Annotated in this window: 21 protein-coding genes; 16 read left to right on the top strand and 5 right to left on the bottom strand. The window is 66.9% G+C overall.

Annotated elements, in window-relative coordinates:
- Nucleotides 1-54: 54 nt before the first annotated feature.
- Both AT701_RS33540 and AT701_RS33535 read right to left on the bottom strand, forming a co-directional pair.
- Nucleotides 55-822, bottom strand: a complete 768-nt coding sequence (locus tag AT701_RS33540) for a class II aldolase/adducin family protein (RefSeq protein ID WP_058127441.1) — start codon at nucleotides 820-822, stop codon at nucleotides 55-57.
- Nucleotides 819-1,403, bottom strand: coding sequence for a TetR family transcriptional regulator (locus AT701_RS33535; RefSeq protein ID WP_058127440.1), 585 nt, complete (start codon nucleotides 1,401-1,403; stop codon nucleotides 819-821). The genes AT701_RS33540 and AT701_RS33535 overlap by 4 nt, the downstream gene beginning before the upstream one ends.
- Before the next feature lie 157 nt (nucleotides 1,404-1,560).
- Between AT701_RS33535 and AT701_RS33530 the strand changes: the two genes are divergently transcribed.
- The 4 genes from AT701_RS33530 to AT701_RS33515 all read left to right on the top strand — a co-directional run bounded on the left by AT701_RS33530 (nucleotide 1,561) and on the right by AT701_RS33515 (nucleotide 4,650).
- Nucleotides 1,561-2,115, top strand: coding sequence for a cupin domain-containing protein (locus AT701_RS33530; RefSeq protein WP_011731595.1), 555 nt, complete (start codon nucleotides 1,561-1,563; stop codon nucleotides 2,113-2,115).
- 74 nt (nucleotides 2,116-2,189) lie between these two features.
- Nucleotides 2,190-2,636, top strand: a complete 447-nt coding sequence (locus AT701_RS33525; RefSeq protein ID WP_223495966.1) for a nuclear transport factor 2 family protein — start codon at nucleotides 2,190-2,192, stop codon at nucleotides 2,634-2,636.
- Between the two features lie 89 nt (nucleotides 2,637-2,725).
- Nucleotides 2,726-3,478, top strand: a complete 753-nt coding sequence (locus AT701_RS33520; protein ID WP_011731593.1) for an SDR family oxidoreductase — start codon at nucleotides 2,726-2,728, stop codon at nucleotides 3,476-3,478.
- A 53-nt stretch (nucleotides 3,479-3,531) separates the two neighbouring features.
- Nucleotides 3,532-4,650, top strand: a complete 1,119-nt coding sequence (locus AT701_RS33515) for an epoxide hydrolase family protein (RefSeq protein ID WP_003898281.1) — start codon at nucleotides 3,532-3,534, stop codon at nucleotides 4,648-4,650.
- Between the two features lies 1 nt (nucleotide 4,651).
- Here AT701_RS33515 and AT701_RS33510 read toward each other — a convergent pair whose 3' ends face one another.
- Nucleotides 4,652-5,422 (bottom strand): IclR family transcriptional regulator, encoded by a 771-nt coding sequence (locus AT701_RS33510; RefSeq protein WP_011731592.1) that lies wholly within the window; start codon nucleotides 5,420-5,422, stop codon nucleotides 4,652-4,654.
- 61 nt (nucleotides 5,423-5,483) lie between these two features.
- Here AT701_RS33510 and AT701_RS33505 point away from each other — a divergent pair, with 61 nt between their 5' ends.
- The 5 genes from AT701_RS33505 to AT701_RS33485 are packed head-to-tail and all read left to right on the top strand — an operon-like array spanning nucleotide 5,484 to nucleotide 10,158.
- Nucleotides 5,484-6,917 (top strand): MmgE/PrpD family protein, encoded by a 1,434-nt coding sequence (locus AT701_RS33505; RefSeq protein WP_058127438.1) that lies wholly within the window; start codon nucleotides 5,484-5,486, stop codon nucleotides 6,915-6,917.
- Complete coding sequence (locus AT701_RS33500) at nucleotides 6,917-7,807, top strand: isocitrate lyase/PEP mutase family protein (protein WP_058127437.1); 891 nt, start codon at nucleotides 6,917-6,919, stop codon at nucleotides 7,805-7,807. Before AT701_RS33505 ends, AT701_RS33500 begins: the two co-directional genes overlap by 1 nt.
- A 1-nt stretch (nucleotide 7,808) precedes the next feature.
- The gene (locus AT701_RS33495; protein ID WP_058127436.1) at nucleotides 7,809-9,059 is read left to right on the top strand and encodes a 3-isopropylmalate dehydratase large subunit; all 1,251 of its coding nucleotides are present in this window, start codon (nucleotides 7,809-7,811) and stop codon (nucleotides 9,057-9,059) included.
- Between the two features lie 14 nt (nucleotides 9,060-9,073).
- A complete protein-coding gene (locus AT701_RS33490; protein ID WP_003898276.1) occupies nucleotides 9,074-9,622 on the top strand; it encodes a LeuD/DmdB family oxidoreductase small subunit in 549 nt (182 codons plus the stop codon).
- Nucleotides 9,619-10,158 (top strand): YbhB/YbcL family Raf kinase inhibitor-like protein, encoded by a 540-nt coding sequence (locus AT701_RS33485; RefSeq protein WP_003898275.1) that lies wholly within the window; start codon nucleotides 9,619-9,621, stop codon nucleotides 10,156-10,158. Before AT701_RS33490 ends, AT701_RS33485 begins: the two co-directional genes overlap by 4 nt.
- On the opposite strand, the gene AT701_RS33480 is transcribed toward AT701_RS33485, so the two are convergent.
- Together AT701_RS33480 and AT701_RS33475 are read right to left on the bottom strand one after the other, a co-directional pair.
- On the bottom strand, nucleotides 10,143-11,066 hold the full coding sequence (locus AT701_RS33480; RefSeq protein ID WP_058127816.1) for an alpha/beta hydrolase: 924 nt from the start codon (nucleotides 11,064-11,066) through the stop codon (nucleotides 10,143-10,145). The two genes, AT701_RS33485 and AT701_RS33480, sit on opposite strands and share 16 nt — an antisense overlap.
- A 38-nt stretch (nucleotides 11,067-11,104) precedes the next feature.
- Nucleotides 11,105-12,166 carry an alpha/beta fold hydrolase gene (locus AT701_RS33475; RefSeq protein WP_058127435.1) on the bottom strand — a complete coding sequence of 354 codons (1,062 nt, stop codon included), beginning with the start codon at nucleotides 12,164-12,166 and terminating at the stop codon, nucleotides 11,105-11,107.
- An 82-nt stretch (nucleotides 12,167-12,248) separates the two neighbouring features.
- Here AT701_RS33475 and AT701_RS33470 point away from each other — a divergent pair, with 82 nt between their 5' ends.
- The 7 genes from AT701_RS33470 (at nucleotide 12,249) to AT701_RS33440 (ending at nucleotide 19,536) form a co-directional block, all read left to right on the top strand.
- Nucleotides 12,249-13,181: a LysR family transcriptional regulator gene (locus AT701_RS33470; RefSeq protein WP_058127815.1), complete on the top strand. Its 933-nt coding sequence runs from the start codon at nucleotides 12,249-12,251 to the stop codon at nucleotides 13,179-13,181.
- Between the two features lie 45 nt (nucleotides 13,182-13,226).
- Nucleotides 13,227-14,474, top strand: a complete 1,248-nt coding sequence (locus AT701_RS33465) for a TIGR03618 family F420-dependent PPOX class oxidoreductase (RefSeq protein WP_058127434.1) — start codon at nucleotides 13,227-13,229, stop codon at nucleotides 14,472-14,474.
- A 182-nt stretch (nucleotides 14,475-14,656) separates the two neighbouring features.
- Nucleotides 14,657-15,811: a hypothetical protein gene (locus AT701_RS33460; RefSeq protein ID WP_058127433.1), complete on the top strand. Its 1,155-nt coding sequence runs from the start codon at nucleotides 14,657-14,659 to the stop codon at nucleotides 15,809-15,811.
- A 7-nt stretch (nucleotides 15,812-15,818) separates the two neighbouring features.
- On the top strand, nucleotides 15,819-16,328 hold the full coding sequence (locus AT701_RS33455; RefSeq protein ID WP_036454118.1) for a TRAP transporter small permease: 510 nt from the start codon (nucleotides 15,819-15,821) through the stop codon (nucleotides 16,326-16,328).
- 12 nt (nucleotides 16,329-16,340) lie between these two features.
- Nucleotides 16,341-17,636: a TRAP transporter large permease gene (locus AT701_RS33450; protein WP_003898268.1), complete on the top strand. Its 1,296-nt coding sequence runs from the start codon at nucleotides 16,341-16,343 to the stop codon at nucleotides 17,634-17,636.
- A gap of 12 nt (nucleotides 17,637-17,648) precedes the next feature.
- Nucleotides 17,649-18,701, top strand: coding sequence for a TRAP transporter substrate-binding protein (locus AT701_RS33445; protein ID WP_058127814.1), 1,053 nt, complete (start codon nucleotides 17,649-17,651; stop codon nucleotides 18,699-18,701).
- 16 nt (nucleotides 18,702-18,717) lie between these two features.
- The gene (locus tag AT701_RS33440) at nucleotides 18,718-19,536 is read left to right on the top strand and encodes an NAD-dependent epimerase/dehydratase family protein (RefSeq protein ID WP_058127432.1); all 819 of its coding nucleotides are present in this window, start codon (nucleotides 18,718-18,720) and stop codon (nucleotides 19,534-19,536) included.

Genomic DNA, 19,536 nt, shown 5'->3' with positions numbered 1-19,536 from the left:
ACTGTATTTATCCACGGCGACTTCCGGAGCGCGGCTCGGCGCTATTTCAGCTCGTCAGTCCCGGTAGTCCGGCTGCGTGCGATCGAGCATCCGGACCATCGCCGCCCAGGCCAGGTCGTATCCCACGTCGTCGGTGTAGTCGTCCCCTGCTGCGTCGCCCACGAGCTGTTGGGCGGCATGCTCGGTGATGCGGGGGTCCGGGATGACCAATTCTCCGAGCTGCGAGGCGGCGATCTGGATTTCGCATGCCTTGTTCAGGTAGTACATCCGCAGGAAGGCCCGTGCGGGGGTCGCTCCCACCGTCAGCAGGCCGTGGTTGCGCAGGATCAGCGCGTCGTGCGTGCCCAGGTCCTCGACGAGCCGCTTCTGTTCATCGAGGTTCAGCGCCACGCCCTCGTAGTCGTGATAGCCCACGCGGTTGAAAAATTCCATGGAGATCTGGTTCACCGGGAGGAGCCCCGACGCCGACGCCGCGACCGCACAGCCGGCCAGCGTGTGCGTGTGCAGCACGCAGGCGGCGTCTTCTCGCGCAGCGTGGATCGCACTGTGGATGACGAAACCGGCTGGGTTCACGCAATAGGGCGTCTCGCCAATGACGTTGCCGTTCAGATCGACTCGAACCAGGCTCGACGCGGTGATCTCTTCGAACAGCAACCCGTAGGGGTTGATCAGGAAGTGGTGGTCATTCCCGGGCAGCCGCACCGAGATGTGCGTGAACACCAGGTCGGTCATCCGGTGGTGCGCGACCAGGCGGTACACCGCGGCCAGTTCTCGGCGCAGTTCGGCCTCCGTCGGGGCGGGGCTGCGTTGCTCCATTTTCATGTCTCACTTCCTCTGGGCGCCGGGGCGATGCTGTTCAACGCTGTCATGACGGCCTCGACCAACGCTGACAACTCGGCGTCACCTTCGTCGGCAGCCAGCCAGCGCCGGTATGCGGTACGGAACACATCGATTCCCACGCGCGCAGCAAGTTCGGCCGCGTAGGGCTCGACCCCTCGCTCTCGCAGCACACCACTGAAGGCCTCTGCCATTTCATGCTGCTTCATCAGATCACGTTCGAGCAGTTCCGGATTCGATGCGATCATGCGATCGCGTCGGCGTTGAGATTCCCGCGATCCCAAACTTTCCCAATCGAAGCCCGCCAACACGGCCGTCACTGACCGGAGCGGCTGCCCGGCGTCGGCGGTGGTGCCGAGTTGCTGAATCAACGCCGCGCGCAGCCGCTCGGCGTCGGCGAACACCACTGCCTGCTTGTCCGCGAAGTACCGGAAAAAGGTTCGGGTGGACACACGAGCCCGTTTGGCGATCTCGACGGCCGTGGTGTTCTGAAAACCGCGCTCTTCGAACAGCTCCGTCGCTGCCTGCTTCAGACGATCTTCGCTGCCGTGTTCCCACCTGGGCATGGCCCAACGCTACTTGGCGTCCTGCCGGCGGGGGACCCGGACCGACTGACTGATGTCACGACGCGACATCAGTGCTACTGTGATGTCACGATGTGACATCACACACCAGAAAGGTCGACCTTCATGAATGCCGTAATACGTGTGGACGGACAGTCCCGTGACGACCGATGACAAGCCCGCGGAAGTAGTACTCGGCCAGGCCGGCGCATCCCCTGCGTACTGGTATCGCGCCGTGCTGTGGAACGTCCTGATGTCCGCAGACCAAACCCTCGGGGAATTCACCCTTCTCGAACAGGTCATCCCAGCAGGGGCCGGCCCGCCCGCGCATGTGCACGAGCGCCAGGCAGAGGGTTTCTACGTGATTTCGGGCGAGTTGGAGTTGGTGGTCGGTGCTGCCGACGAGGTGATGCGGGCCGGCCCGGGAGCCGCGGTGTGGATCCCGAAATCCACCAGGCACGCGTTCCGGGTGGTATCCGACGAGGACGCCAGGGTGTTGAACTTCTACGCGCCCGGCGGTTTCGACGATCACCTTCCGTTCTACGGCGTGAAGGCCACCGCCCAGACCCTGCCGCCGGCCGAACTCGGCGCTCCGGTGTTGGACCGTGAGCGCATGGCGACGTCCCAGGAGTCCCGCAACGCCTACCTGCAGCGGCTCGCCGACATCGCCGAGGGAACGTGGGACTTCTCCATCGCCGACCCCTCCGCGCACTAGACAACCGGACTGCTCGACCGCCATTACCTGTCGCGTAATGGCCTGACGGACAGGAGAAATGCCAAACTCATGTGGTGAGTACCCGTGAGACGGTCAACGAACTGCTTCGACGCATCGCGGCCGGCGACCCCGGAAGAATCGCCGAGCTCTATGCCGAGGAGGTTTCGTGGAAGCTCAGCTGGCCGGCCGGTGATCATATGGGAGTTGTCCCATGGATCCAACAGCGATCGACCCGTGCCGGCGTCGAGGAGCACTTCCGTCTGATCGCCGACCACCATGTGGCGAAACAGAGTTCCGCCGAGGTGTTTTCCGTCCTGGTGGACGGCGCTGACGCCGTCGTGCTCGGCGAGCTCCGCAACACCGCCGGTCCGACCGGGCGCAGCTATGAGGCTGCCTTTGCGTTGCACCTGACGGTGGAGAACGGCCTCGTCACCCGTCACCACGTCTACGAGGACAGCCTTGCGGTGTTCCGAGCTTTCGCCGAGAACGCCGGTGAGCCTGTCCGGTCTCGAGCGTCCTGACCGGAGCGGGGAACGACTTCGCCAACTCGGGAATGCACAGGGGACGACGCATCGTTGCACCGTCCCGTACCCCAGAGGAGGCGTTCCTTATGACAGGCAAGAGGCTCGCCGACACGGTTGCCCTGGTGACCGGCGCATCGAGCGGCATCGGATGGGCGACGGCCCGTGCCCTCGCCGCCGAAGGCGCCACCGTGGCGGTCTTCGGCCGTCGACTCGCGCGACTCGAAGAACTGGTCGACGTGATCGAACGCGACGGAGGTCGAGCGCACGCCCACGAGGTGGACGTCACCGACGGCGCGACCGTCGCTCGGTCCGTGCAAGCCATCGCCGACGAGTTCGGCCGCATCGACATCTTGGTCAACAACGCCGGATTCCTGGCCAACGCACCGGCCGTCGAAGCCGATCTCGCCGACTGGCACCGCACCATCGACGTGAACATCGGTGGCGTTCTGAACGTCACGCACGCAGCACTGCCTCTGGTGGTCAGGGCCGGCGAGCGGGAGCGTGGGGTGGCCGACATCGTGACCGTCAGCTCTGTCGGAGGCAGGCGCGTCCCAGGACCGTCGAGCAATGTCTACGCCGCGAGCAAGCACGCCGTCGGCGCGTTCACGGAGGCGTTGCGGCAAGAGTTGGCGACCAGGCGTGTTCGCGTCGGGGTGGTGGAGCCCGGTGTGGTTCGGACCGAGATGACTACCGGCGGAAGCAAGGGTGCCCCCGATGCCACGACCGGTGCGCCCCTTGACCCCGCCGACATCGCGTCCGCGATCGTGTACATGGTCACCCGGCCCGCGCACGCGGCGGTCAACGAGATCCTCATCCGGCCCACCGAACAAGTGATCTGAGGCGCTGCAAGCCGACCGCGCCGACTCTTGCCGCGCCAGAATGGAGACCCGCTGTGACCGAACCGTTCGAGGTCAGGATCACCGAAGCCGAGATCGCGGACCTGCGAGATCGCCTGCGCCGGACACGGTGGCCCGAACCCGAGCCGGTAGACGACTGGTCACAGGGGATTCCGCTGGCCTATGTGCAGGAGCTCTGCCACAGCTGGGCACACGATTACGACTTCGGATTCGCCGAGCGGCTCAACGCCTTTCCGCAATTCCGCGACACGATCGACGGGCTGGGCATCCACTTTCTGCACGTGCGCTCGCCGGAGCCGACGGCATTTCCGCTGGTGCTCACGCACGGGTGGCCGGGGTCGGTGCTCGAGTTCCTGGAGGTACTGGGGCCGCTGACCGATCCCCGCGCGCACGGCGGAGATCCGGCCGACGCGTTCCACGTGGTCGCCCCGTCGTTGCCTGGGTACGGCTGGAGCGACAAGCCCTCGACGACCGGATGGGGCATCACCCGTATCGCGCGTGCCTGGGACACGTTGATGGTCTCGCTGGGTTATCAGCGGTATGGCGCGCAGGGCGGCGACTGGGGTTCGGCAGTCTCCGGCGCGCTGGGCGAGGTGGCGCCCGAGCGGGTCGCCGGCGTCCACCTGAACATGGGATCCGTGGCCGCGGGCACGTTCGATGACCCGACACCCGCGGAGCTGGCGAACCTGGCTGCCGCCAACGAATTCCAGCGCACCGGCCGCGGCTACTCGGCGCAGCAGGCCACACGCCCGCAGACCCTCGGCTACGGCCTGACCGATTCCCCGGCAGGTCAGGCCGCATGGATCGCCGAAAAGTTCTGGGCCTGGACGGACAACAACGGCCACCCCGAGGATGCGGTGTCCCGGCAACAGATTCTCGACGAGATCTCCGTGTACTGGTTCACCGCGTCGGCCACGTCCTCGGCGCGCCTGTATTGGGAGAGCTTCGCCAACTTCCGTGACAAGGTGACCGCGCCGTCCGGGCTGTCGATCTATCCACGCGACATCTCCCGCCCGTCACGGCGAGAGGCCGAACTGCGGTTCACCGACCTGCGCTGGTTCGAAGAGCTACCGCGCGGAGGCCATTTCGCGGCAATGGAACAGCCGGAGTCACTCGTCGAGCAGGTGCGCGGATTCTTCCGCCTCATTCGCTGATCTAGAGATCGAGCGCGTCGATCGTGGCGCCCGGATTGGGGCCCAGCAGTGCGGCCAGCCGTGGGCTGAGATCCCTACAGGCGCCCAGCAGCGGTCCCACCAGGCGCGTCACGGCCCGAGGCGGCAGCCGCTCCGCCGGGCCGGCAATCGTCATGGACCCCAACACAATCAGCGCAGCGCCGGGATCGTCGGGCGTGGCGAGCAGGGGCACGGAAATGCCGTTGATGCCCGGATGGTTCTCGCCGTAGGACGTTTCATACCCGCGATCGCGAATTTCGGCGAGCTGCTCGGGGGTCACGCCGTCGAGGTCGACGTCGGCAAGCTCCGTCTCGGTTAGGTAGGCCAGGATGATCCGGCCGCTGGCGCCGGCGGCCAGCGGTGAGCGCTCCCCGAGGACGCCGGCCGGGTCGACGATCGGCCCCGAGGGCGCCGGAACGCCCAGCACCAGCACCCGGAACTGCCCCGCCCGCAGGTGCACCACGGCGGCCTCACCGCTGACTGCGGCCAACCGGGCGACGATCGGATGCATCAGGCGGAGCATGGCCGGTCGTGGACCGATGACGGTGGCCAGGGCCAGCGCCCGGCTGGCCAACCGGTAACCGGATCGCCCGAGATGGTGTACGTAGCCCTCGTTTTCGAGTGCCTGCAGAATCCGGAACGCGTTCGACTCCGAGAGCCCGGCGCGTGCGGCGACATCGCGCAGCGTCGCGGGTTGGCGCATCCCGGCGAGGGTCTCCAGTACGTGGAGCCCGCGCAGCGCGGTGGTGGCCACGACGAAATCGTACTTGCAGATTTCGCAAGTTGACTGGCTTCTACGCAACCCGATCTCTGCAATGGGTCAGGTGAACACATTGACCGACCCCAGCGCGCCCGAGGGCCCGACGGGCCAGTTGGTGAATTGGGTGCGCACCCTGGAATGGGATCAGGTGCCCGAGCACGTCCGGGTGCGGGCGGCCCATCTGTTGTTGGACGGCATCGGCTGCGCCCTGGTCGGGGCGCAGCTGCCGTGGTCGCGCCTGGCCACCGACGCGGTGCTGGGTATCGAGGGCGACGGAGCCGTCCCCGTCATCGGCACAGGGCGCACCAGCACACCGGTCGGCGCCGTCCTGCTCAACAGCACCTTCATCCAGGGCTTCGAACTCGACGACTTTCATCCCTTCGCACCGCTGCACTCGGCCTCACTGGTGGTCCCGGCACTGCTCGCCACGACAGCACACCTGAACCGACCGGTGAGCGGTAAGGAGTTGCTGATGGCTGCGATCGTGGGCTTCGAGACCGGCCCGCGGATCGGGCGCGCCCTGGGTGGCACCGAGATGCTCTCCCGCGGTTGGCATTCCGGCCCCGTCTTCGGCGGCATCGCCGCCGCGCTGGCCTGCGGGAAGCTCCGCGGGCTGGACGGCGCGCAGCTCGAGGACGCGGTCGGCTTCGCCGCGACCCAGTCCGCGGGGCTGATGTCGGCGCAGTACGAGGCGATGGGCAAGCGGATGCAGCACGGCTTCGCAGCCCGCAACGGCTTCTACTCCGCCGCGCTCGCACAGTCGGGCTACACCGGCATCGATCAGGTTCTCGAACGCCCCTACGGCGGATTCCTCGCCGTCTACGGCGAAGGCCATCAGATCGATGCCGCGGCCATCACCCGTGGACTGGGCGACCACTGGGAGACCACTTCCATCATGGTGAAGTCCTGGGCGGTCATGGGTGGTCTGCACGGCGTCGTCGAGGCTGCGCGCACGCTGCGAAACCGCCTGCACGGTCGCACAATCGAGCGCATCGACATCCGCGTCGGCGACGTCGTCTACCACCACGGCTGGTGGCAGCCGCAGCGGCCACTGACCGCGATCGGCGCCCAGATGAACATCGGCTACGCCGCCGCGGTCACCTTGCTCGACGGTGTCGCGCTGCCGCAGCAGTTCTCCGCCGAACGCCTCGACGCCGACGACGTCTGGCGGCTGCTGGCGTGCACCCACGTGGAGTTGGACGAAAGCATCGACGAACTGCCGCCCACCGAGCGGTTCCAGACGCACCTGACGCTGACGTTCACCGACGGCAGCGCCGAGGCCGCGTCGGTGATGGCACCCCACGGGAATTCACGCGACCCGGTGACCAACGACGAGGTCGTGGAGAAGTTCGCCCGCCTGGTCGCGCCCGTCATGTCCGCCGACCGTGCAGCCGCGATCCAGCACGCAGTCCTCGGACTACCCGAGGTCCCTGACGTCGCACCGCTGGTCGAGCTTCTCTCGGGCCCGGTGGGAAAGGTTCTGGACTGATGGCCCGAAACACCGGATCACGAAGGCGCCTAGGAGAACTCCTTGAGCGCAAGGAGCTGATCGTCGCTCCCGGCGTCTATGACGGCATCTCTGCGCATCTGGCCAAGCGCACGGGTCACAGCGCGGCCTACCTGACCGGCGCCGGCGTCGCCGCCGCGGGCTTCGGGCTCCCTGACATCGGTCTGGTCACCCAGACCGAGATGGTCGAACGCGCGCGGACGGCCGTGCGGGCGCTCGGGGACGTGCCCCTGCTGGCCGACGCCGACACCGGATACGGCGCGCCCATCAACGTCCTGCGCACCGTGCGCGAGTACGAGGACGCCGGCGTCGCCGCGATCCAACTCGAAGACCAGGCGTTCCCGAAGCGGTGCGGCCACCTGCCCGACAAGGAACTGGTCAGCGCGGACGACTTCCTGCGCACCCTGGGCGCCGCCCTCGACGCACGCACCGACGACGGGATGCTGGTGATCGCCAGGACCGACGCCCGCGGACCGCTCGGTCTGGACGAGGCGATCCGGCGCGCGAACCGCTACGCCGCGGCGGGTGCGGACATCCTGTTCGTCGAGGCGCCCCAGAGCACCGCGGAGATCGAGCGGATCGCCGCCGAGGTCGACGCGCCGCTGCTGCTCAACCTCGTCATCGGCGGCCTGACCCCCGATCAGTCCGTCGAGCGGCTGCAACAACTCGGGTTCGCCGTCGCCATCCACCCCTCCGCTGTGCTGTCCCAGGCCACCCTCGGAGCGCTGACCGCCCTCTGCCGGCTGCGAGGCGTCGACGTCGAGGACTTCGCGCCCAGCAAGCCCCAGGAGTTCTTCGACCTCGTCGGCATGGCGGAATGGTCTGCCCTCGGCGAGAAATACCAGCCCCCCACCGCCAGACAGGAGGCCTGACATGGGCATGACCATGATCGAAAAGATCCTGGCCCGTAAAGCGGGCGTCGCCGAGGTCCATGCCGGTGAGATCGTCACCGTCGAGGTGGACATGACCGTCCTGATCGACCTGCAGTTCGCCACCATGTGGATGCAACCGCTGAAGATCAACGACGCCTCCAAGGTCGCCATCGTGATGGACCATGCCGTACCGGCGCCCACCATCAAGGACGCCGCGGGCGGACCCAACGCCCGCAAGTTCGCCAACGACTACGGCATCGAACGCTTCTATGACGTTGGCCGGCACGGCATCTGCCATCAGGTGATCGCCGAGAACGGGCTCGCCCGCCCTGGCGAGATCCTCGCCTGCACCGACAGCCACACCTGCGCGGGCGGCGCCTTCAACACCGCCGCACGCGGCCTGGGCCCCGCCGAGGTGTATTCGATCCTGTGTACGGGGCAAACCTGGTTTCAGGCGAGCCCCACGATCCGCTACGAACTGATCGGTTCGATGCCGGCCGGCGTCAGCGGCAAGGACGTTTTCCTGTACATCGCCGACGCCTTCGGCGATGCCACCAACTCGAACCTGGAATACGGAGGACCCGGGCTGGCGTCGATCCCACTCAATGATCGCCGCACGATCGCCACCCAGGGCGCCGAGATCTCGGCCGACTTCTCCACCTTCGCCTACGACGATGTCCTCGCCGAGCACTTCGACGACCTGGGCATCACCAGCTACGAACCGGCACACGCGGATCCCGACGCCGCCTATGCCGCGGTCCGCGAGATCGATCTGTCCGCGCTCGCACCCTACGTCGCGCGCCCGGGAACGGTGTCGCGCAACGGAGTTCCGGTCGACGAGGTCGAGCCCCGCAAGATCGACCAGGCGTTCATCGGTTCGTGTGCCAACGGACAGCTCGACGACTTGCGTATCGCCGCCGAGATCCTGCGCGGGCGTCGCGTCGCGCCAGGTGTGCGCCTGATCGTCACCCCGGCCAGCCAGCAGGTCTACCGCGACGCGATGCGGCTGGGCTACCTGCAGGACATCGCCGACGCCGGCGCCGTGATCACCAATTCCACCTGCGGCGCGTGCTTCGGGTATCACATGGGCGTCGTCGGGCCCGGCGAAGTCTGCCTGACCTCAAGCACCCGCAACTTCACCGGCCGCATGGGCTCGACCGAGGCCGAGATCTACATGGCCTCACCGGCCACCGTCGCGGCCTCCGCGGTGGCCGGCCACATCACCGATGCCAGAAAGGTTGTGGCCCAGTGACTACAGGTCTCACAGTGACCGGACGGGTCTGGGTGTTCGGCGACAGTCTCAACACCGACGCCATGTACCCGCCCGACGCCATGAAGCTCGACGTGGCCGCGGCGGCGAAGATGGTCTTCTACCAGGTGCGGCCCGGCTGGACCGATGAGGTCCAGAGAGGTGACATTGTGGTGGCCGGCAACAACTTCGGGCTCGGGTCCTCGCGTCCGGTGGCCGCGCTGTTCAACGAGCTCGGGGTCGCCGCGCTCGTGGCTGAGGAGTTCAACTCGTTGTTCTTCCGCAACGCCGTCAACGCGGGCCTTCCGGCCATGACCGTCCCTGGCGTCACAGAAGCCTTCTCCGACGGCGACATCGGAACCTTCGATCTGGGCACCGGCGAATGGCACAACGACACCACCGGCGCCGGTGGCACGGTTCCCGTGCTGCCCGACCTGATCCTCGACATCCTCGCCGGCGGAGGTGTGCTGCCCCGGCTGGCCGAGCGGGGATATCTGCCGGCCGAACTCGCCGAGACGTTGCGCTCAGCCGCGGTGGCTGTGGCCGGATCAGGTGGCGGCGCATGACCACCCTCGGCCGCCTGCTGCGCAAAGCTCGTGCCGGTAATCACCGCAGCGTTCTGGCGGGGATCGGCGTTCCCGAGACCATCGTCGTCACGAGCGACGCCTTCGACGATGGCGGGAGCATGCCGCTCAAATGTGCCGGTAGAGGCGTGGGGGACAACCAGTCCCCAGACCTGCGCTGGACCGGCGTTCCCGATGGCACGGCGGCGCTGGTGCTGATCATGGAAGACGACGACGTACCGCTGCCCCGGCCGCTGATACACACGATCGCGATTCTCGATCCCCAGCGTGACCACATCGACGCGGGCGCACTGCAACCCACCAGCGCCGATATCCGGTTCCTGAAAACCCCACTCGGGAGGGGATATTCAGGGCCGCGCCCGATACCGGGCCACGGTTGCCACCACTACCGCTTCCACCTGTTCGCGCTGGGCAGTCCGGTGCCTGCCACCGTCGAGACCAAAGGGCAACTCCTGCACGCGATCCGCCGCTACGTGACGGCTCGCGGCACACTGACCGGGGTCTACGAGCGGCCCTGACCGCCGCCCTCGGTTGCGCGTCGCACATGGTGCGCGACGCGGTCATAGACACCGCGAGTCACATCGGTCGCGTTGGTCATGATGTTGTACCCGTGGTCCACGTCGGGCACTTCGATATACTCCCGCAACGCGCCGAACGACCGGAGCCGCTCGGCGTACGTCCGTGCCTCATTGCGTAACCGGTCGAATTCGGCCGTCACGACCACAGCCGGGGCGATACCGGAGAGGTCGTCGGTGGCCTGGTCCCAGGCGGGTGACGCCAGCGGATCGCGCCGCTGTGCCGGGTCAGGGATGTAGGCGGTGTCGAACACCTCGCCCATCCACGGTTTCATGACGGCCCGGCGCCCGATGGTGGAAGGTTTGTCACGCGTGGGTGTCACGAGGTCGAGCGGCGCGTAGTGCAGGACCTGCAGCGAGATGCGGGGCGTGCCGTGTCGCAAGGCCAGTCGCGCGGCCGCGGCGCTGAGGTTGCCGCCCGCGCTCTGTCCACCGACGCATATGCGGCTGCCGTCCCAGTCCCGGTCGGGAGCGGCCGCCCAGCACACGACGTCGTAGATTTGTTGTGAGGCCGCGGGAAATCGGTGCCGGGGAGCCAATACATAGTCTGGGTTGACCACCACGACTTCGGCGTGAGTGGCGAGGTAACGACACCACGGGTCGTCTTGTTCCGGGTGACCGACGACGAAGCCGCCACCGTGGACATTGACGTACACCGCCGACGTGGCCCCCGCTGCGGGCGGATGATAGATGCGAGCGAAGACAGTCCCGTGCCGCGTCGGGATCGCGGCATCTGATGTGCGGCAGGTGATGTCCGAGAAGCGAACTCCGGGTTTGGGTGCCGGATTGACCGTCGCGGCGAACGTTCGGGCCAGTGCGTCGGCCACCACCCGGTTGGACAACAGGGCCATCAGTGGGCGGAGCCCGTGACCCGCGCCGGCCCGATCATTCATCGGTGGCTGCCTCTCTGGGCGTGGACGTCGACGACGGCCGCGGCGAAGGCCTCGGGTGCCTCCTGTGGCACGTTGTGGCCGATGCCGTCGAGAACTCGATGCTGGTGCCAGCCGGTGTAGAGCGCGCGATACGCTGCGCCGTCCTTGGCAGCGCCATCGAAGTCGCTGCCGATGGTGATGGTGGGGACGACGATGGGTGGCCGCTCGGCGAGGCGTTGCTCGTCGGCGTCGAAGCGGGGTTCGCCGGCAGCCAGGCTCTGGCGCCAGCGGTAGTTGTGGATGACGATCTCCACGTGATCGGGGTTGTCGAACGACGCCGCGCTCTGTGCGTAGGCCTCGTCACTGAATTGCCAAGCCGGGGAGGCGAGCTGCCAGATCAGCCGGTTGAAGTCGCGGGTGTGCTCCCGGTAGCCGCGTTCACCGCGCGGTGTGGCGAAGTAGTACTGGTACCACCAGCCGTGCTCGGCCTGTGGGGCCAGCGGCTGCAGATTGCTCGCGAGGTTGACGACAATGTAGCCGCTGACGGCGACCAGGCCGCTGCAGCGCTGCGGCCACAGAGCGGCCACCACGTTGGCGGTGCGTCCACCCCAGTCGTATCCGGCCAGGATCGCGTCCCGGATGTCCAGTGCATCCATCAGCGCCAGCACGTCGTGCGCCAGTGCGGCCTGCTGTCCGTTGCGGAGGGTGTCCTTCGACAGGAACCGTGTGGATCCGAAGCCCCGCGCATAGGGCACGATGACGCGGAACCCCTGGGCGGCCAGCAGCGCCGAAACGTCGGCGTAGCTGTGGATGTCGTAGGGCCAGCCGTGCAGGAGGATGACGGGTTGGCCGGTGGCAGGGCCGGCTTCCACGTAGCCGACATCGAGATCGCCGGCAGTCAGCTGATTGACCTGGCCCAGAACGTGTGCCGGCGTCGACGGAGGGGTCGGCGCCTGCGGGGCCGACGGGGACCCACATGCCGCCAAGGTGGCCACGCCGGCGGTGATCGCGCTGATGCGGCCGAACTGCCTTCTGCTCACGCGGAAGCCGGCGACGTCACCGAACGGTGTTGTGTTCATGCCTCCAGCACATCGCTGTCGTGTCATCAAGTCCAGCGATTGTTTTAGATAAGGGTCATCTCTCAGAGAGATAGTGTTCGGTATGGAGTTGCGACAGTTGGAACACTTCGTCGCCGTTGCCGAGGAGCTGAGCTTCACCCGCGCCGCCCAGCGTGTGCATGTCGTGCAATCGGCACTGTCGAGTTCAGTGGCCAAACTGGAACGCGAACTCGGGGTCGAACTCTTCGACCGCACACGGCAGCAAATCAGCCTCACCGCCGCGGGGGACCGGTTCCGTACATACGCCCTCGGCGTGCTGCGCGAAGCCCGAAATGCTGTTGACGTGGTCAGCGAATTTCGCGGTGAACTCTCGGGCACAGTCGATTTCGGCTCGCTGATCTCCTTCGGTCCGATGGACGTGGCCCGTGCGCTCGGTGACTTTCACCGCGCACACCCGCACGTTCGGCTACGCCTACGGCTGAGCCAATCCGGTGCCTCCGCGTACCTGTCCGCCTTGATCGAAGGATCCCTGGACCTGGCGCTGATCTCCGTACCCAACCGATTTCCACCACAACTCGAGATGCGGCTGCTGTTCGAGGAGCCGATGGTGTTCGTCTGCCGACCCGACCACCCGGTCGCAAGGCGACGACGCGTAAGCCTGGATGTACTCGGAACCGAGGATCTCGTGGGATTTCCTCCAGAGTTCGGACTGCGCCGTCTGACCGACGATGCGTTCCGTGCGGCGGGGGTGCAGGCGCGCACCCAGTATGAGGTTCCCGCGGGCTTCGCCGCCGTCGCCGACCTGGTCGCCAATGGCCTCGGCACGGCACTCATGCCGGCATCCGAAGCCCGTCGACTCGGCAATCTGACCGCCGTGACGTTGGAGATCGCGGTGATATGGCAGGTGTACCTGGCCTCGCCGCCGGCTGATCGCATGACGCCGGCAACGGCACGATTGGCGGACACGCTGCTCGACGAGGCAGTCCGGGCCCGTGCTCGCCGACACGGCACCCGGCCCGGAATAGATCACCCCTGATCCATGTAGCTCCCGTAAAGGGGTCGCGGACAAGGGAGTCAGTCAGTGGGGACGTTTGTCATTTCCGGTGGTACCGACGGCATCGGCAAGGCGATTGCGGCGAACCGGTTGAAGCTCGGACATGAGGTCGTGGTGATCGGGCGTGACACCGCGAAAGGCCAGGCATTCCTCGATTCCGCGGCCGATATCGGTGCTGTCGACCGGGCGCACTTCGTGGTCGCCGACCTCAGCCTGGTGAGCCAGACCCGCCGAGCGATCGACGAGATCGGCAACTGCATCTCCGAGATCGACGGACTGGTGCTGTGCGCTCGGCATTTCCGGACCACACGGGCAGTGACTGCCGAGGGTCTGGAGCACACCTTCGCGCTGTACTACCTGAGCCGATTCGTGCTCAGCCACCGCTTGGTGGGCCTGCTGGACGCGGCCGAGGCGCCGGTCATCCTGAATGTGAGCGGCCCTGGCAGCGGCACGGATTCGATCCGCTGGGACGATCTGGGCGGCGAGCACGACTACGAGCCGCAGCGCATTCTCGCCCAAGGCGGCCAGCTCAACGATCTGCTGGGGGTCGGCTTCGCCCGCAGGCGGGTGTCGCCGAAGACGCGGTACGTGTTGGTGCACCCGGGTGTGGTGAACACCGGGTTCTCCGGTGAGTACGACGCGGCCACGGCGGACCGGATCGAGCAGATACGCGCGACGGCGCAACCGGTCGAAGACGCGATCGTGCCGATCCTCGACATCCTGGATCATCCTCCAGCGGAGCCGCTGACCGCGGTCGTGGAGGGTAGGCCCATTGATGTGCACGGCCCGGCGTTCGACGCGGCACTCGCTGACCGGTTGTACGACCAGACCACCGTGCTGCTGAGCTCGCTGGCGTCGGCTGCCATGGGCGTGTCACCGGCCCGGCTCCGTCAGGTGCTCGACGCACCGGTGTTCGGGACGGTGGCCACCATCGACCCCGACGGTGCACCGCAGCAGTCGGTGGTCTGGGTCGGCCGCGACGGCGACGACGTGTTGTTCGCGGTTGCGACAGGCAGCCGCAAGGAACGCAACCTGCGGCGTGACCCGCGGGTGAGCATTCTGCTCAGCCCGCCCGACGAGCCGTACACATATGCCGTGATTCACGGCAAGGCGACGCTGCACACCGAAGGTGGCCACCAACTGCGAGATGCGTTGGCAGTCAAGTACACCGGGAAGACCTACGCCGAGGGTAACGCCGACGCCGCCGCCCGTTACGGGGATGTCGCGATGACCGTCGTACGCGTGACCCCGGAGCGCATCGTCGGCAGGCTCTGACCTCGCGGGAAACTCCTCGCCGAACTGCAGATCCAACACCGGGGATCGTGCCGGCAAATTGATGCAATGAGCGTATCGATCGATGCGAAATTGGGTTTGGACAGCGATTTGTCGGAGTGCCAATGTGATGTGGCCCGCGTCATATAAGGGCGGTTGAGTATCCCGCGACACTCAGGAGCACGATGACGGCAACCGATCGCGAGCCCGGTGGTTCGGCGCGTGTGGTCGGATATGCCTATCCGTGGGATGTCATCGGAGACCCGGGTTTCGTCGACCGAGCCCGGGCACTCGGAATCTCGCGGGTCGCGCTTGCCGCGGCGTACCACTCCACCCGGGCCGCGACTCCGCTGCACCCGCGCACCCGGCTGGTCACCGCGCGCCACGCCGCCTTGTACCGGCCGATACGCCCCGAGGCCTGGCCGAATCGACGGCTGGTGCCCGCGCCCGCGGATTGGGTGAACGATGACGACCCGTTCGGCCACGCCGCCGCCATACTGATCGACGCCGGGATCGAGGTGGCCGCGTGGATCGTGCTGACCCACTCCACTCGGCTCGGCGAGGCGAATCCCGATGTGGCCGTGGTGAACTGTTTCGGCGAGCCGTATCCCTACGCACTCTGCCCGCAGTCAGCCGAGGTGCGCGAGTACGCCGCCACGTTGGCTGCCGAGGCGGTGCGTGGCGTGCCTTGCTCCTCGGTCGTGCTGGAGGCCTGTGGCCAGCTCGGCATCGTGCACGGCGGGCACCACGAAAAGACCGAGGGCGCCTACGACGCGGAAACCCAACGGCTGCTGTCGATCTGCTGCTGCGTTGCCTGCCGAGACACCTGGCGGGCTCGGGGCCTCGACCCGGACCGGATCGTCGCGAGCCTGCGCGCCGGTGCACCCGACCACACCGTCCTGGACACGCTCCTGGCGATCCGGCATGCGGCCACGGATATGTTGCGGCACAGAGTGATCGACGCCGTGCGAACAGTCGCGCCGCTGGAGATCGCCTTGCACGCACAGCCCGACCCGTGGGCGACCGGAGCTCTACCCGGCTTGACGCCGACGGCGGCCGACGACGTCGATGTGGTGGTATCGCAGTGCTGGGCAACCGGTGGCAGTTCGATCGAGACGGTCCGCGACCTGGTGAAGGCCCTCGACGGGCGTGCCGTGCCTGCGTCGTACATCACCGTGCTGCCGCCGACCACCGAGGACTCGTTCGGGCCGCACGTCGCGGCTCTTCTGGAGGCCGGGGCCCGCGAGCTGCATCTCTACCATCTCGGGCTCGCTGGACCGGACCGCAGGCACCTGCTCGGCGAGGCGGCACGGTCGGCCCCGACGACATCAAGGATCTGAGAGAACGATGACACTCCTGAAACAGATTTGGCGTGGGCTGGACACCGTGTTCGAGGCCTTGGTCCTGCTGTGTCTCTGTGCCGTTCTCCTGGTGGTCCTTTGGCAGGTGTGGGACAGACAGGTCCTCGGCAGCACGCCCGGCTGGACCGAGGAGACCGCGCGAATCCTCATGGTGTGGATCGGGTTTCTCATGACCGCCCTCGGCTTCCGCGAGGGGGCGCACATCGCGCTGACGTTCGTCGTCGACCGATTCCCGCCCGCGACGAGGCGGATCGTCGAGTGGCTGAGCCCACTGCTGGCGTTGTTGTTCGGGCTCTACCTCATCTACCAGGGCATCAGCTTCGCCGCGGCCACCCGTTTTGCGACGCTGCCCGGCACCGGACTACCGCGCAGCGTCCTCTACGTGGTGCTGCCCGTGGCCGGGGCGATGATCTGCCTCTACACCGTCCTGCAGGTCTTCGGTGTGAAAACCCAGCGCTACCTGGGGACACCGGCCGACGACGCCCCCATCGACTGAGCTGGAGTTCGCGTGTCCATCGACCCCATCGCTGTGGGAATCCTCATCGGAGGATTCGCCGTGCTCATCCTGCTGCGCATCCCGATCGCCCTGGCGCTGGCGCTGGCGGCGGTTTTCGAGGCGTTCTATCTCGACCTGCCGCTGCCCATCGTCGGGCAGCGGATGGTCGCGGGCCTCGACATCTTCGCGCTGCTCGCCATCCCGTTCTTCATCCTCGGGGGCGAGATCATGGCCGCCGGCGGGATCTCCCGGCGACTGATCGCGTTCGCGAGTCTGTTCGTCGGCTGGCTGCGCGGCGGCCTGGCGATGATCAACATCGGTTCCAGCACCTTCTTCGGTGCACTATCGGGTTCGTCGGTCGCCGACGTCTCGGCCATCGGGTCGGCGACCATCCCGATGATGAAACAGAAAGGGTACGACGCCGATTACGCCGTCTGCGTGACCATCACCGGAGCCGCTCAGGCCGTGATGATTCCGCCCAGCCACAACCTGGTGATCTTCTCGATGGCCGCGGGCGGGGTGTCGATCGGTGCCCTGTTCGTCGCAGGCATCGTCCCCGGTCTGCTGATCGGCTTGTCGCTTCTGGTGCTGGCCTACCTGCTCGCCGTCCGCCGTGGGTACCCCAAGGAGACCCTCGTCCCGGTCAGTGAGGTCCCACGCATCGTGTGGGAAGGGCTGCTGAGCCTGCTGATGCCGGTGATCATCCTCGGCGGAATCCTCAGTGGCATCTTCACCGCGACCGAGTCCGCGGCCATCGGCTGTGTCTACGCCTTCTTCCTGACCTTCTTCGTGTACCGCGACATCCCGCTGTCGGGCTTCATCCCGATCCTCCAGCGCACCGCACGAACGCTCGGGATCGTGCTGTTCATCATCGCGGCGGCCGGGGCGTTCGGGTATTTCCTGACCTTCCTCCAGGTCCCCGAGGCGGTCACCCAAGCACTATTGGGCCTCTCGGACAACAAGATCGTCATCCTGCTGGTGATCAACCTGCTGCTGCTCGCGCTCGGCGCCGTGATGGACATGGCACCACTGATCTTGATCATGACGCCGATCCTGCTGCCGGTCGCCACGAGTATCGGGATGGACCCGGTCCAGTTCGGCATCATGCTGCTGCTCAACCTCGCCATCGGTCTCATCACGCCGCCGGTCGGCAACGTCCTGTTCGTCGGGGCTGCGATCGGCCAGATCTCGATCGAGAAGGTCTCACGGGCACTCCCGGTGTTCCTGGTCCCCATGCTCTTGGTGCTCCTGCTCATCACGTTCCTGCCGCAGTTGTCCCTGGCCCTACCGGGCCTGCTCGGCCTCTAGAAAGTGGGAATCATGACCGCTCAGATCCGGCGCCCCACAGCGTTCAGTCGGCGCACCGCACTCAAGGCCGGCGCTGCTGCGGCCGCGTCGCTGGCCGCAGTTCCCTTGGCCGCCTGCGGAATTGGCGGAAGCGGGACAGGGGCGCAGCACCGGTTCCGCCTAGCCGAGACCCACCCCGAGAACTACCCCACCACCCTCGGTGACAAGCGGTTCGCCGACCTGGTCCGGGAACGTAGCGGCGGTCGCATCGATATCCAGGTCTATGCCGGCGGACGCCTTGGCGAGGAGTCCGACATCATCGAGCAGGTCCAACTGGGCGTCATCGAGATGACCCGGGTGAGCTCCGCGCCGATGGCCGAGTTCGCCGGTCCCATGGGACTGTTCGGCCTGCCGTTCATCTTCGATGACGCCGACCACATGTGGCGGTTCCTCGATGCCGAGGACGGGGGCCGCAAGCTGCTCGGCGAGTTGGACCGTGCCGGGTTCAAGGGGCTCTGCTACTTCGATCCGGGCGCGCGCAGCTTCTACACGACCGACCGGGTGATCACCACACCCGAGGACGTGCGCGGGCTCAAGTTCCGCGTGCAACAGGCAGCGGTGATCATGGATTTCATCAGCGCGCTCGGCGGCTCTCCGACACCGATGAACTACGGCGAGGTCTACAGTTCGTTGCAGAGCGGTCTTCTCGACGGGGCGGAGAACAACGCACCGAGCTACTTCTCGGCGTCGCACTACGAGGTCGCGCCGAACTTCACGCTCGACGAACACATGCGCGTGGCCGAGATCCTCATCGTCAACCGAAGCGTGTGGGAGGATCTGCCCACCGAGGACCAGAACCTGTTGCAGCAGGCCGCCTTCGACGCGGTGCCGTACCAGCGAAAGAAGTGGAACGAGCAGGTCGACGCCGACATGCAGAAGCTGCGCGAGGCGGGGGTGACGATCACCCGCGTCGACGACATCGCGCCCTGGCGCGCGGCCACCAAGTCGGTCATCGACAAATACGGCGAGCAGTACGCCGAGTACCTGGACCGGATCGCTGCGTTGCGCCGGTCCGATCGGCCCTGAGACAGGAAGGAGCGTGATGACCCAGACAGTGCTCATCACCGGTGCGAACGGTGGTTTGGGCCGGTTGATGCGGCCCCGGCTGGCGCGGGAGGGACGAACGCTGCGCCTGCTGGACCTGGTCACTCCGGAGCCTCCCGCCGACGGCGAGGACGTGGAGGTGCTTCAGGGGTCGGTGACCGACGAGAAGGTGATGCGCGATGCCTGCGACGGCGTCGACGCCGTGATCCATCTCGGGGGTATCAGCGTCGAGGCACCGTGGCAGGACATCCTCACCAACAACATCGACGGCACCCGGGTGCTGCTCGAGCAGGCGCGCGACGCGGGCGTCGAACGAGTGGTGCTCGCTTCGAGCAACCACGCCGTGGGTTTCTACGGCAAGGAGGAGGCGGGTCCGGACGGTCTGCGCGCCGACATCTTGCCCCGTCCCGACACCTATTACGGTTTCAGCAAGGCGGCGCTGGAAGCGCTGGGTAGCCTGTTCCACTCCCGCTACGGAATGGATGTGACCTGCCTGCGGATCGGCTCGTGCTTCGAGAAGCCCTGGGACGCAAGGTCGCTGTGGACCTGGATGTCGCCGGACGACGGGGCGCGGCTGTTGGAGGCATGCCTCGCCACACCCGAGCCGGGATTCCGGATCGTGTGGGGCATCTCCCGCAACACCCGACGGTGGTGGTCCCTGGAGGCCGGCGAACAGATCGGCTACCACCCGCAGGACGACTCCGAGGTGTTCGCGCAGGACATCCTCGCCCACGTCGAGGAGTCAGGCCAGGGAGCCGACGTGCGGTTGGTCGGCGGCAAGTTCTGCTTCACCGAACTCGGCGCACCCCAGCATTAG

This window comes from Mycolicibacterium smegmatis, from assembly GCF_001457595.1.
Classification (GTDB): domain Bacteria; phylum Actinomycetota; class Actinomycetes; order Mycobacteriales; family Mycobacteriaceae; genus Mycobacterium; species Mycobacterium smegmatis.
Note: the sequence above shows the minus strand (reverse complement) of the source record. Positions and strands in the feature narration are given on the sequence as shown.

Bases quoted from the DNA above. Each gene is read 5' to 3' on its own strand.
- AT701_RS33440 (WP_058127432.1), top strand. From the start codon at position 18,718: ATGACCCAGACAGTGCTCATCACCGGTGCGAACGGTGGTTTGGGCCGG.
- AT701_RS33495 (WP_058127436.1), top strand. From the start codon at position 7,809: ATGGGCATGACCATGATCGAAAAGATCCTGGCCCGTAAAGCGGGCGTC.
- AT701_RS33520 (WP_011731593.1), top strand. From the start codon at position 2,726: ATGACAGGCAAGAGGCTCGCCGACACGGTTGCCCTGGTGACCGGCGCA.
- AT701_RS33445 (WP_058127814.1), top strand. From the start codon at position 17,649: ATGACCGCTCAGATCCGGCGCCCCACAGCGTTCAGTCGGCGCACCGCA.
- AT701_RS33505 (WP_058127438.1), top strand. From the start codon at position 5,484: ATGGGTCAGGTGAACACATTGACCGACCCCAGCGCGCCCGAGGGCCCG.
- AT701_RS33500 (WP_058127437.1), top strand. From the start codon at position 6,917: ATGGCCCGAAACACCGGATCACGAAGGCGCCTAGGAGAACTCCTTGAG.
- AT701_RS33540 (WP_058127441.1), bottom strand. From the start codon at position 822: ATGAAAATGGAGCAACGCAGCCCCGCCCCGACGGAGGCCGAACTGCGC.
- AT701_RS33535 (WP_058127440.1), bottom strand. From the start codon at position 1,403: ATGCCCAGGTGGGAACACGGCAGCGAAGATCGTCTGAAGCAGGCAGCG.
- AT701_RS33470 (WP_058127815.1), top strand. From the start codon at position 12,249: ATGGAGTTGCGACAGTTGGAACACTTCGTCGCCGTTGCCGAGGAGCTG.
- AT701_RS33455 (WP_036454118.1), top strand. From the start codon at position 15,819: ATGACACTCCTGAAACAGATTTGGCGTGGGCTGGACACCGTGTTCGAG.
- AT701_RS33480 (WP_058127816.1), bottom strand. From the start codon at position 11,066: ATGGCCCTGTTGTCCAACCGGGTGGTGGCCGACGCACTGGCCCGAACG.
- AT701_RS33485 (WP_003898275.1), top strand. From the start codon at position 9,619: ATGACCACCCTCGGCCGCCTGCTGCGCAAAGCTCGTGCCGGTAATCAC.
- AT701_RS33475 (WP_058127435.1), bottom strand. From the start codon at position 12,166: ATGAACACAACACCGTTCGGTGACGTCGCCGGCTTCCGCGTGAGCAGA.
- AT701_RS33460 (WP_058127433.1), top strand. From the start codon at position 14,657: ATGACGGCAACCGATCGCGAGCCCGGTGGTTCGGCGCGTGTGGTCGGA.